This window comes from Serpentinimonas barnesii, assembly GCF_000696225.1.
Classification (GTDB): Bacteria; Pseudomonadota; Gammaproteobacteria; order Burkholderiales; family Burkholderiaceae_C; genus Serpentinimonas; species Serpentinimonas barnesii.
The window spans coordinates 1-10812 of the sequence record NZ_BAWN01000046.1 but is presented as its reverse complement, the minus strand read 5'-3'; the positions used below and the strand labels follow the sequence as shown (position 1 = coordinate 10812).

At 64.6% G+C, this 10812-nt stretch carries 12 protein-coding genes; 3 read left to right on the top strand and 9 right to left on the bottom strand.

Annotated elements, in window-relative coordinates; genetic code table 11:
• The 3 genes from SRAH_RS11155 to SRAH_RS11145 all read right to left on the bottom strand — a co-directional run.
• Positions 1–1317: class I tRNA ligase family protein (locus tag SRAH_RS11155; protein ID WP_232841047.1), on the bottom strand; the 1317-nt coding region annotated here is incomplete at its 3' end.
• A gap of 68 nt (positions 1318–1385) precedes the next feature.
• Entirely contained in the window at positions 1386–2198 is an 813-nt protein-coding gene (gene dapB, locus SRAH_RS11150; protein WP_029463421.1) for a 4-hydroxy-tetrahydrodipicolinate reductase, read from the bottom strand.
• Between the two features lie 15 nt (positions 2199–2213).
• Positions 2214–2774 carry an outer membrane protein assembly factor BamE gene (locus tag SRAH_RS11145; RefSeq protein ID WP_029463420.1) on the bottom strand — a complete coding sequence of 187 codons (561 nt, stop codon included), beginning with the start codon at positions 2772–2774 and terminating at the stop codon, positions 2214–2216.
• 108 nt (positions 2775–2882) lie between these two features.
• Between SRAH_RS11145 and fur the strand changes: the two genes are divergently transcribed.
• Positions 2883–3338 (top strand): ferric iron uptake transcriptional regulator, encoded by a 456-nt coding sequence (fur, locus tag SRAH_RS11140; RefSeq protein WP_029463419.1) that lies wholly within the window; start codon positions 2883–2885, stop codon positions 3336–3338.
• On the opposite strand, the gene SRAH_RS11135 is transcribed toward fur, so the two are convergent.
• Entirely contained in the window at positions 3328–4236 is a 909-nt protein-coding gene (locus tag SRAH_RS11135; protein ID WP_029463418.1) for an SDR family oxidoreductase, read from the bottom strand. The genes fur and SRAH_RS11135 overlap by 11 nt on opposite strands.
• 115 nt (positions 4237–4351) lie before the next feature.
• Between SRAH_RS11135 and SRAH_RS11130 the strand changes: the two genes are divergently transcribed.
• Positions 4352–4738 carry a winged helix-turn-helix transcriptional regulator gene (locus SRAH_RS11130; protein WP_029463417.1) on the top strand — a complete coding sequence of 129 codons (387 nt, stop codon included), beginning with the start codon at positions 4352–4354 and terminating at the stop codon, positions 4736–4738.
• A gap of 15 nt (positions 4739–4753) precedes the next feature.
• Here SRAH_RS11130 and hprK read toward each other — a convergent pair whose 3' ends face one another.
• From hprK to hpf, 3 genes are all read right to left on the bottom strand, one after another.
• Positions 4754–5704, bottom strand: coding sequence for an HPr(Ser) kinase/phosphatase (hprK, locus tag SRAH_RS11125; RefSeq protein WP_029463416.1), 951 nt, complete (start codon positions 5702–5704; stop codon positions 4754–4756).
• Between the two features lie 27 nt (positions 5705–5731).
• The gene (locus SRAH_RS11120; protein ID WP_029463415.1) at positions 5732–6202 is read right to left on the bottom strand and encodes a PTS sugar transporter subunit IIA; all 471 of its coding nucleotides are present in this window, start codon (positions 6200–6202) and stop codon (positions 5732–5734) included.
• 138 nt (positions 6203–6340) lie between these two features.
• The gene (gene hpf, locus SRAH_RS11115; protein ID WP_029463414.1) at positions 6341–6673 is read right to left on the bottom strand and encodes a ribosome hibernation-promoting factor, HPF/YfiA family; all 333 of its coding nucleotides are present in this window, start codon (positions 6671–6673) and stop codon (positions 6341–6343) included.
• 405 nt (positions 6674–7078) lie between these two features.
• Here hpf and corA point away from each other — a divergent pair, with 405 nt between their 5' ends.
• On the top strand, positions 7079–8065 hold the full coding sequence (gene corA, locus SRAH_RS11110; RefSeq protein WP_029463413.1) for a magnesium/cobalt transporter CorA: 987 nt from the start codon (positions 7079–7081) through the stop codon (positions 8063–8065).
• Between the two features lie 36 nt (positions 8066–8101).
• Here the strand turns inward: corA and SRAH_RS11105 are convergent, their stop codons facing one another.
• Both SRAH_RS11105 and SRAH_RS11100 read right to left on the bottom strand, forming a co-directional pair.
• Positions 8102–8857 carry a 5'-methylthioadenosine/adenosylhomocysteine nucleosidase gene (locus SRAH_RS11105; RefSeq protein ID WP_029463412.1) on the bottom strand — a complete coding sequence of 252 codons (756 nt, stop codon included), beginning with the start codon at positions 8855–8857 and terminating at the stop codon, positions 8102–8104.
• Between the two features lie 12 nt (positions 8858–8869).
• Positions 8870–10564 (bottom strand): long-chain-fatty-acid--CoA ligase, encoded by a 1695-nt coding sequence (locus tag SRAH_RS11100; RefSeq protein WP_029463411.1) that lies wholly within the window; start codon positions 10562–10564, stop codon positions 8870–8872.
• Positions 10565–10812 lie beyond the last annotated feature (248 nt).

Below are 10812 nucleotides of genomic sequence, written 5' to 3'. Positions count from 1 at the left end.
GGGGGGCGCGCGCTCCTCAGTCACACGTTCCGATTCGTCGCACGCGCCCCCCGCCCGCCCAGCCACAGCCAAGCGATCCGCCTCGCCCGCCAAGGCGTTGGGGCTGGGCTGCCCCCCCGGTGAGGAATCGGAGCCTGCGACTGACGAACCGGGGGGGCAGCCCAGCCCCAACGCAACCGCGCCAACGCCAAGCCCCACCACTTGCCGAATCTCCAACCCATACTTGAGCGCAAACGCAAAGTCGCGCTCATCGTGCGCCGGCACCCCCATCACCGCGCCGTCGCCATAGCTCATCAGCACGTAATTGCCCACCCACACCGGCACCTGCGCCCCGGTGAGCGGGTGCTGCACAAATAGCCCCGTTGCCATGCCGCGCTTTTCCTGCGTCGCCAGATCGGCCTCGGTGTGGCTGCCGGTGAGGCATTCTTCGATAAACGCGGCCAGCGCCGGCTTGGCCTCGGCCGCGTGGCGCGCCAGCGGGTGCTCGGGAGCCACGGCGCAAAAGGTCACGCCCATGAGGGTGTCGGCGCGGGTGGTGAACACGTACAGGCGGCCGTCCTGGATCGGGTTGCCGTCGTGGCCGCGGATGGTGTGCCTAAAGGCAAAACGCAGCCCCTCGCTCTTGCCGATCCAGTTCTCCTGCATCAGCCGCACCTTGTCGGGCCAGCCCTGCAGCGTGGCTTGCGGATTGCCCAGTTGCACCTGCTGCAACAACTCCTCGGCGTAGGCCGTGATGTTCAGGTAGTAGCCCGGAATCTCGCGCCGCTCCACCGGGGCCCCGGTGCGCCAGCCACGGCCGTCGATCACTTGCTCATTGGCCAGCACGGTTTGGTCCACCGGGTCCCAGTTCACCACCTGCGTCTTGCGGTAGGCAATGCCGCGCTCCAACATGCGCAAAAACAGCCACTGGTTCCATTTGTAGTAGTCGGGCGAGCAGGTGGCAACTTCGCGGCTCCAGTCGATCGCCAGGCCCAGCGCCTGCATCTGGCGCTTCATGTAGGCGATGTTGTCGTAAGTCCAGCGCGCCGGGGCCACCTGGTTTTTGATGGCGGCGTTTTCGGCCGGCAGGCCAAAGGCGTCCCAGCCCATGGGCATCAACACGTTGTAGCCCTTCATGCGCAACTGGCGCGTGAGCATGTCGTTGATGGTGTAGTTGCGCACATGGCCCATGTGCAGCTTGCCGCTGGGGTAGGGCAGCATCGAGCAGGCGTAGTACTTGGGCTTGCTGGCGTCTTCGTGTACGCGGTAGGCGTCGGCGGCAGTCCAATCGGCCTGGGCGCTTTGCTCCACGGCCTGGGGGAGGTATTTTTCTTGCATGGCTCAAAAAAGGTAGGCGGGCCGTTTGGGCTGGGCCGATTCAAAGGGGCAGGATCAACTGGGCCGGATCAGCGCAGGCCGAGCACGTCAAACATATCGTAGAGGCCGCTGGGGCGAGCGGCCAGAAAGCGCAGCGCGCTCAGGCTGCCTTGGGCGTAGGTGGCGCGGCTGCTCGATTTGTGGCTGATCTCGATGCGCTCGCCGGTGCCGGCAAAGAGCACGGTGTGATCGCCCACGATGTCGCCGCCGCGCACGGTGGCAAAACCGATGCTGGAGGGGTCGCGCGCGCCGGTGTGGCCCACGCGCTCATAGACCGCGCAGTCGGCCAGCCTGCGGCCTTGGGCCGCAGCAATCACCTCGCCCATTTGCAGCGCGGTGCCACTGGGGGCATCGACCTTGTGGCGGTGGTGCGCTTCGATGATTTCGATGTCGTAGCCGCTGGCGAGCGAGCGCGCCGCCAGTTCCAGCAGCTTGAGGGTGACGTTGACGCCCACGCTCATATTGGGCGCCATGACGATGGCGATCTGCTGCGCTGCCGCCGCGATCTCGGCCTTTTGCGCCGCATCGAAGCCGGTGGTGCCGATCACCATCTGAACCCCATGCTGCACGCAGGCGCGCAAGTGCGCCATGGTGCCCTCGGGGCGGGTGAAGTCGATCAGCACCTGGCAGCCCGCCAGCGCGGCCAGGTCGGTGACTATGGCCACGCCGCTGGTCTGGCCCAAAAAGGCGGCGGCATCTTGGCCCAAGGCGGGGCTGGCGGCTTGGTCGAGCGCCACACTCAGGCGGCAGTCGGGGGCGTCTTGCAGCGCCTCGATCAGCATGCGGCCCATGCGGCCGCTGGCACCGGCAACGCCGACGCGGTAAGGCGGAACAGGATTCATGGCCTGATGGGCGGCTTAGCGCGCTTCGAGTGGCGGGAAGGTGCCGGCCGGCACGGGCGCCGGGGCTGGCCGGGCTTCGGGCAGGGGGTGGCGTTCGCGGAAGGCGCGCAACTGCTCGTCGCTGGCTTGCAGGGCCGGGATGCGGCCGGCGGCGCGCTGGGCTTGCAGCGTGGCCACGAATTCCTGCTCGGTGGGCAACTCGTCGGCCTCGACGCGCTGCAAGGCATCGCCCGCAAAAAACACCGACACGCGGCGCTGCTGCGGCTCTTGGTTCTGGCGCACAAAGGTGAACACATAATCCCAGCGCGCCGCGTGGAAGGCACTGGCCACCAGCGGTGTGCCCAAGATTGCCTGCACCTGGGCACGCGGCATGCCGGGTTGCAGCGCCTGCAGTTGCTCGCGCACCACCACGTTGCCTTGCTGGATGTCGATGCGGTGCGGGGTGAGCAGGCCGCCCAAGGTGCTCATCTGGCTACCGGCGTTCTGGAAACTGGCGCAGCCCGACAGGGTCAGGGCAGCCAGCACGAGCGCGCCCATTCCGACCGGGCGGGCGCACGACAACAAAGGTTTGAACATGTGGGCGGTGCGGATGATGGAAACCACCGGTGCGCGCCAAGGCGCACCGTACTATGATGCAAGCCATTGTAGCCCTTGCCACCCAAGGCAGCCACCCGCAGCATCCGCATGAGCAATATCGACGAACTCAAAAGCACCGGCCTCAAGGCCACCCTGCCACGCCTCAAGATCCTGGAGATCTTTCAAACCGGCCGTCAGCGCCACATGACGGCCGAAGACGTGTTCCGGGTGCTGCTGGCCGACCACGCCGACATCGGGCTGGCCACCGTGTATCGGGTGTTGACGCAGTTCGAGCAGGCCGGCTTGCTGGTGCGCAGCAACTTCGAATCCGGCAAAGCGGTGTTTGAGCTCAACGAAGGGCAGCACCACGACCACCTGGTCTGCCTCGACTGCGGTCGGGTGGAGGAGTTTTACGACGTCGAGATCGAGCAGCGCCAGCACGCCGTGGCCGAGCAGCGCGGCTTTGCGCTGCAAGAGCACGCGCTGTCGCTGTACGCGCATTGCGTGAAAGTAGACTGCCCACACCGCCCCGCCAAGCGCGTAGGGCCAGCCATCAGTCCTTGAGTGCGGGAACGGCGAACTCCAGCCAAGCTTCGAAGGCCTGAGGTTGTCTGCCGGTCAAGCGCATAAAATCCCCCGTCACATCGGCCACCCGACCTGCTGCCGTGTTGGTGTCGAAAGACGCGAACACGCGTGCCAAAGGCTCGGGCAGGCCCGCACCCACCATGCCTTGCACCAAGCCTTCCAGGGGCATGGGCACCACTTCGATGGGCCGACCCACGGCCTTTGCGATCAGTGCGGACATTTCGGCGGTTGAATAGGCACTGGAACCACTCAGGGTCCAAGTGGTTTTGTCACTGCTGCTGCCCGCCAACGCGGTGGCGGCGGCCAGGGCCAAGTCGTCGCGGGCAATGTGCGCCACACGACCCTCGCCGGCGGCCGAATACCACTTGCCGCTCTGCAGCACTTGGGGCAGCGTCATGAACAGGTTTTCAAAGTACCAGTGGTTGCGCAGCACCGACCAGCTCGGCAGGGCGCTGGCGGCCAATGCGACCTCGGTACCGGCATGGTCTGGGGCGATCAACAAGGGAGAGCCATGCGGCAACGGCATGGAGGTGTAGGCCACGTGATGCACGCCCGCCGCTTCGGCCGCTTGGATGGCATTGTGGTGCTGCATCAGGCGCCGTCCGGGTACATCCAGTGCATCGGTGCTAATGAGCAACAAACGGTCGGCCCCTTGGAAAGCCTTGACCAAGGTGTTTGCGTCGTCGAAGTTGGCGGCGCGCACCTCTACCCCCAAGGCTGCTAGGTTGGCCAGCCTTTCCGGCTGGCGGGTGGTCACTATGAGGCGCCGCGTCGGTATGCCCAAGGTGTGGAGCAGGTGCTGCACGACGCGTCGACCCAAGTGGCCAGAAGCCCCAGTGACGAGGAGTTTGTTGTCGATTCGGTCTTTGGTATTCATTAAGAACTCACTTTCAAAAAATAACAGAGAGGCCTATGATATGGATCGGAGCGCCCGCCCGCAAGAGATGCGCCGCCCGTAACTGGGTGACCGCGCAGTAACCAAGGAAGCGACGATGAGTCTTCACAAATCCCGAGCACCCTACGCCGACCGCTGCCCCGTTCGCGACGTGTTGGACCGGCTAGGCGACCGCTGGAGCTTATTGGTGCTGTTTGTGCTGGAAGAAGGCGGAACGCTGCGCTTTTCGGTGCTTAAAGCACGTATCGACGACATTTCACAACGCATGCTGGCCCAGACTCTGCGCCGCTTGGAACAGGATGGCTTGGTATCGCGCGCCGTACATGCCACGGTGCCCCCCAAGGTGGAATACGCGCTCACGCCCATGGGGTTCTCGTTCCTCAAGCCCTTGCGCAGTTTGGAGGCTTGGGCGGTCGAGCACCACGAGCAGGTGCGGCAGGCCCGGGCGGCCTATGTGGCTCCGCAGCGGGCAGAGGCCCTCTGAGGAGCGAGGGCTGTCTCAGCCCCCGCGCTGCATCGCCTCGCGCTGGCGCTGCGCAAACTCTTGGTAAGTGTCGATGCCGCGCAACTGCAAGATGGTGTTGCGCACCGCCGCTTCCACCAGCACCGCCATGTTGCGTCCGGCCACCACCTGGATCACCACCTTGCGCACCGCCACATCCAGCACTTGCTGGTACAGCGGCTCGTGGGGCAGGCGCTCGTAGTCGCGCTCCAGCGTTTCCTTGCGCACCAGGTGCACGATCAGGCGCAGCCGCATCTTGCGCCGCACTGCGGTTTCGCCAAAGATGGCCTTGATGTCGAGCAGCCCGATGCCGCGCACCTCCAACAGGTTTTGCAGCAAGTCGGGGCAGCGCCCCTCGAGCACGGTCTGATTGATGCGGTCGATATCGACGGCGTCGTCGGCCACCAGGCCGTGCCCGCGCGAGACCAGTTCCAGCCCCAGTTCGCTCTTGCCCAGCCCCGATTCTCCAGTGATCAGCACCCCGAGGCCAAAAATATCCATGAACACCCCGTGCAGGGTGTGGCGGTCGGCAAACAGGCGCGACAGGTGCGCGCGCAGCACGTCGATCACGAAAGCGGCCGAACAGTCGGTGGCAAAGAGCGGGATGTGGGCGCGCTCGCACATGGCCACCAGTTCGGCTGGCGGCGGCACCTGGTCGGCCAGCACCAAGGCCGGCGGCTCGAGTTCCACGATGCGTGCCACGCGGCGGCGGCAGTCTTCGGTGGTGGCGTTGAGCAGGTAGTCGATCTCGCGCCGACCCAGGATTTGCACCCGGTAGGGGTGGATGTAGTTCAGGTAGCCAACCAAGTCGGCCCCGGAGCGCGCGGCACTGACGGCTTGCTCGAGAAAACGGCGCTCACTCGCGCTCAGCCCGGCCACCCACTGCCATTTGAGGGTTTCGCGGTGCTCTTCGAACAGCGCGTCGGCGCTAATTGCAACGGGTTTCATGGGCAGCGCAAAGCGGCTGAAGGCGCCTTAGGCCAGCGCGTGCGCCGACTGCCAGCTGTGGATCAGGCGGTGCAAATCGGCGGCCGCCGTGCTGACCTTCATTTGTTCGCGCAGCGCGGCGTCGCTGAGCAGTTCGGCGATGTCGGACAAAATTTCAAGGTGTTTTTGTGTTGCCGCTTCGGGCACCAGCAAGAAAAACATCAGCCGCACCGGTTGTTCGTCCGGGGCGTCGAAGCCGATCGGCTCGGCCAACTGGAACACGGCAGCCAGCGGTTGCTTGAGGCCCTTGATGCGCCCGTGCGGGATCGCCACCCCGTGCCCGAGGCCAGTCGAGCCCAGGCGCTCGCGCGCAAACAGGCTGTCGGTGATGAGGGCGCGGTTGAGCCCGTGCAGGGCTTCAAACAGCAGCCCGGCTTCTTCGAAGGCGCGCTTTTTGCTGGTGGCATCGAGTGCGACCAACACGTGTTCGGCAGGCAAAATGGCAGACAAACGGTTCATATGGACCTCACAGAGCGCGAATTATGCGCTTGTGTGGGATTTTGGCTAGTGCAGAAAAAAAACAAGCCGCTTGACAAAATGGGCGGCTTGTTGCAGTGCAGCACGCAGGCTGCCGGGGTCACCGGGCGCGCGGCCCTTTCAGGAGTGTTCGCGTTTGGCCGTTTCGTGGTGGTGGTCTTTGATTTTGGTTTTGTGGCGCAGCACCTGGCGGTCCAGTTTGTCGGCCAGTTCATCGACGGCGGCGTACAGATCGGCGTGGCTGCTCTCGGCAAAAATATCCTTGCCCTTGATGTGGATATTGCACTCGGCTTTCTGGCGCAGGTCTTTCTCGGTTTGGTTGTCCACCGTCAAAAGCACCCGAATATCGACCACCTGATCGAAGTGCCTGGAAATCCGGTCGAGTTTGCCCGTCACGTAGGTGCGCAGGGCAGGGGTGACTTCAAGGTGGTGGCCGCTGATCGACAGGTTCATGGGGAGCCTCCTAAAGCTCGGGTTAAAAAAGCCGACCCAACCGGGCCAGCCAGCGAAAATTCGTCGCCGCCGCGCATCCACTATGCCGCTTTTGGTGGCTTTGGGCAAGTGTGCCACGAATGCAGGTGCCATACCCTTGATCGGCCGCAAGGAGTGGCCGCGCCAGCCGCTGGAGTGTCATATTTTGCGGCCATAATATCGGGTTAGATCAACCACTGAAAGCCACGATTGGACAGTAGCCCTAGTCGCGCGCTTTCGGATTCCTCAGCTCACCGCTGACGGCCTGCCCCACCGGGGCTGCGGCGCAAGGGTGGACGGGAGCCGAAAGCGCATCGCTCCCACCTTGCCGCCTCGGGCAGCCGCGCTGCTGCCCGAAAACCACCTTTACCCCAAGGAGTCCGCCCCATGCTCAACGTATTCACCCTAGCCAATGGCCGCCTGTTTCAGGAAGAAATCGAATCCCTCGAAGATCTGGCCCGCTTCACGCCGGTCTGGGTCGATCTGGAGGCGCCCACGCCCGAGGAGCGGCGTTGGGTGCGCCAGCACTTTGGCTTGTCCATCCCCGAAGACGCGATGGACGAGGACATCGAAGAGTCGGCGCGCTTTTTCCAGGAAGACAACGGCGAGCTGCATGTGCGCAGCGACTTTTTAATCGCCGACGACGCGGACCCGCGCACGGTGCGCGTGGCGTTCATCCTGAACGAGCAAAACGACGCCCTCAAGAGCCGTGGCGTGCTGTTTTCCATCCACGACGAAGACGTGCCGGTGTTTCGCCTGCTGCGCCTGCGCGCGCGCCGCATGCCGGGCCTGATCGAAGACGCCAAAGACGTGCTGCTCAGCCTCTTTGACACCGACGCCGAATACTGCGCCGACACGGTCGAGGGCATTTACGACGACCTGGAAAAAGTCAGTCGCCAGGTGCTGGCCGGCGATGTGACCGACCACAAGGCGGGCGAGGTGCTGGCAGCGATTGCGCGCCACGAGGACATGTCGGGCCGCATCCGGCGCAACATGATGGACACCCGGCGCGCGGTCAGTTTCATGATCCGCACGCGCTTGCTCAGCACCGCCCAGCACGAAGACGCGCGCCAGATTTTGCGCGACCTCGATTCGCTCGACAGCCACACCGCTTTCATGTTCGAGAAGATCAACTTCCTGATGGACGCCACCATCGGCTTCATCAACATCAACCAGAACAAGATCATCAAGATCTTCTCGGTGGCGGCGGTCTCGCTGCTGCCGCCCACGCTGGTGGCGAGCAGCTACGGCATGAACTTCGAGCACATGCCCGAGCTGCAATGGGAGCTCGGTTACCCGATGGCCATCGGCATGATGGTGCTGGCAGCGGTGATCCCGATGGTCTATTTCCGCAAGCGCGGCTGGCTGCGCTAAACCGAGCCGCTCTACCGAAGGGGCCGGCGGCGGCGCTCAGAGCAGGTTGAGCGCCTTGCGCACGATGCGCGCGCTGTAGTGGCGCGCCACCTCGCGCAAAAAAAGCGGGAAATCCACGTGGGCCTGGTTGTCGGCCCGGTCCGAGATGGTGCGCACCACCGCAAACGGCACGCCGCAATCGTGGCACACCTGCGCCACGGCCGCACTTTCCATGTCCACCGCCAAGGCCTCGGGCAGGGCGGTGCGCAGGGCGGCGCTGTCGGCCTCAGAGGCCACAAAGCGGTCGCCGGTGGCGATTTCGCCTTGGTGCACGCTGGGCGAGTGCAAGCCCATGGCGCGCAGCACCTCGGGGCTAAGCAGCTTGGGCAGCCAGGTGACGGCGTCTTTGGCGGCGGTGTGCAGCACCTGGCTCAGGGCCAGGTCGGGCTGGAAGCGGCTCTGGCCATAGCCCGGCACCTCAAAGCGGGGAAACAGCGGCGAGGCGTCGAGGTCGTGCTGCACCAAGGCGCGGCCGACCACGATGTCGCCCACTTCTACGCCCGGCAGCAGCCCACCGGCGACGCCGGTAAAAATCACCTGCTCCGGGGCAAAGCGCTCGATCAGCAGCGCGGTGGTGGTGGCGGCCGCCACCTTGCCGATGCCGCTGAGCACCGCCACCACCTCGTGGCCTTGCAAGTGGCCCCGCCAGTAGGTGCGGCCGCCCAAGCGGATTTGTTGCTCGTCGGGCATGAGCTGCAAAATTTCGGACAGCTCTTCGTGAACGGCGCTCAGGATGGCGATGCGTTGACCCATGAATTCTCCAGTCTAACTAGGCTGGCGCAACTGGCGCCGCAAAATCTTGCCGACCGGGGTTTTGGGCAGTTCGCTGCGGAACTCGATCAGTTTCGGGATTTTGTAGCCGGTCAGGCGCTCACGGCAGTAGTCTCGCACATCCTGCTCGCTCAGCGACGGGTCTTTTTTGACCACGATCAGCTTGACCGCCTCGCCCGAGTGCTCGTCGGGGATGCCGACCACGGCGCATTCAAGCACCCGGCCCATGCCCATCACCACTTCTTCGACTTCGTTCGGGTAGACGTTGAAGCCGCTCACCAAAATCATGTCCTTCTTGCGATCGACGATGCGAAAGTAGCCGCGCTCGTCCATCACGCCGATGTCGCCGCTGCGAAACCAGCCGTCGGCGCTCATCACCTTGGCGGTTTCGTCGGGGCGCTGCCAGTAGCCTGCCATGACCTGCGGGCCCTTGATGGCGATCTCGCCCGGCTGGCCCAGCGGCACCTCGTGGCCATCGTCGTCCACGCATTTCATGAGCGTGCCCGGCAGCGGCACCCCGATGCTGCCGCTAAAGGCCGTGACCGTGACCGGGTTGCAGCTGGCCGATGGGCTGGTTTCCGACAGGCCGTAGCCCTCGCAGATCGGGCAGCCGGTGCGCTCCAGCCAGAGCTTGGCCACGGCGGCCTGCACCGCCATGCCACCGCCGATCGACACCTTGAGCTTGCGCCAGTTCACGCTGTCAAACTCCGGGTGGTGCAGCAGGCCGTTGAACAGCGTATTCACGGCCGGGAAGCTGTGAAAGGTCTGGCCCTTGAGCGCCTTGAACACCGCGGGCAAGTCGCGCGGATTGGGGATCAGGATGTTTTTGCCGCCGCTGCGCAGGCTCAGCATCATGTTCACCGTGAAGGCAAAGATGTGATACAGCGGCAGCGCGCAGACGGCGGTGGGCTGCTCGCCCGGCGGAATGCGGTGCATCACCGGCGCGTCCCAGGCTTCGGACTGCAACACATTGGCCAGCACGTTGCGGTGCAGCAGCACGGCCCCCTTGCTCACGCCCGTGGTGCCGCCGGTGTATTGCAGCACCGCCATGTCCTCGGGGCCGAGGGCAACCGGCAGAAAGCTCTGCGACTGGCCCTTGCGCACCGCGTCGGCAAAGCGCACCGCGCTGGGCAACTCGAAGGGTGGCACCAGCTTTTTCACATGGCGCACCACGTAATTGACCAGCCAGCTCTTGGGCCAAGGCAGCAGCTCGCCCATTGAGGCCAGCACGATGTGTTGGATCGGCGTTTTGCTCAGGCAGGCGGCCAGGGTGGCGGCAAAGTTTTCGATGATGACGATCGCCTTGGCCCCCGAGTCGTTCAACTGGTGCTCAAGTTCGCGCGCGGTGTAGAGCGGGTTGACGTTGACCACCACCAGCCCAGCGCGCAAAATCGCCGCCACCGCCACCGGGTACTGCAGCACGTTGGGCATCATCACCGCCACGCGGTCACCCTTGACTAGGCCCTTGCTTTGCCAATAAGCCGCCAAGGCGCGTGCCTGCCGGTCTACCTCGGCGTAGGCCATGTCATGGCCCATGTAGTGGTAGGCGCTGCGCTCGGCGTACTTGGCCAGGCTTTCGTCGAGCAAGGCCACCAGCGAGCGGTACTGCGAAAGGTCGATGTTGGCCGGCACGCCTTCGGGGTAGGCGCTCAACCAGGGGCGGTCGGCGGCAGTGGGGGGGGTGGACAAAGTGTGCTCCTGCTAGTTATAGGTAGGCGCAGCGGTCAGGGGCCAAACCCACGCCTGCGCTGCGCCACCATTATGCAAGCAGAAGTCGAAGTGCTTGATAGTGCATATGCCTGACTTTTGGCTGACGGGTGGTTTTATCCAGCTTGGAGCGAGATGCGGGCGCCTGCGCAGCCTTGCCGCCGTTGTTGCTGTGGCTCAAGCGGTGGCTGCACTGCACTTGGGCTACCGCCTTTGCTGGCGTCGGTTGC

Coding starts and splice junctions, on each gene's coding strand:
- dapB (WP_029463421.1), bottom strand. CDS start 2,198: ATGAATCCTGTTCCGCCTTACCGCGTCGGCGTTGCCGGTGCCAGCGGC.
- SRAH_RS11145 (WP_029463420.1), bottom strand. CDS start 2,774: ATGTTCAAACCTTTGTTGTCGTGCGCCCGCCCGGTCGGAATGGGCGCG.
- fur (WP_029463419.1), top strand. CDS start 2,883: ATGAGCAATATCGACGAACTCAAAAGCACCGGCCTCAAGGCCACCCTG.
- SRAH_RS11135 (WP_029463418.1), bottom strand. CDS start 4,236: ATGAATACCAAAGACCGAATCGACAACAAACTCCTCGTCACTGGGGCT.
- SRAH_RS11130 (WP_029463417.1), top strand. CDS start 4,352: ATGAGTCTTCACAAATCCCGAGCACCCTACGCCGACCGCTGCCCCGTT.
- hprK (WP_029463416.1), bottom strand. CDS start 5,704: ATGAAACCCGTTGCAATTAGCGCCGACGCGCTGTTCGAAGAGCACCGC.
- SRAH_RS11120 (WP_029463415.1), bottom strand. CDS start 6,202: ATGAACCGTTTGTCTGCCATTTTGCCTGCCGAACACGTGTTGGTCGCA.
- hpf (WP_029463414.1), bottom strand. CDS start 6,673: ATGAACCTGTCGATCAGCGGCCACCACCTTGAAGTCACCCCTGCCCTG.
- corA (WP_029463413.1), top strand. CDS start 7,079: ATGCTCAACGTATTCACCCTAGCCAATGGCCGCCTGTTTCAGGAAGAA.
- SRAH_RS11105 (WP_029463412.1), bottom strand. CDS start 8,857: ATGGGTCAACGCATCGCCATCCTGAGCGCCGTTCACGAAGAGCTGTCC.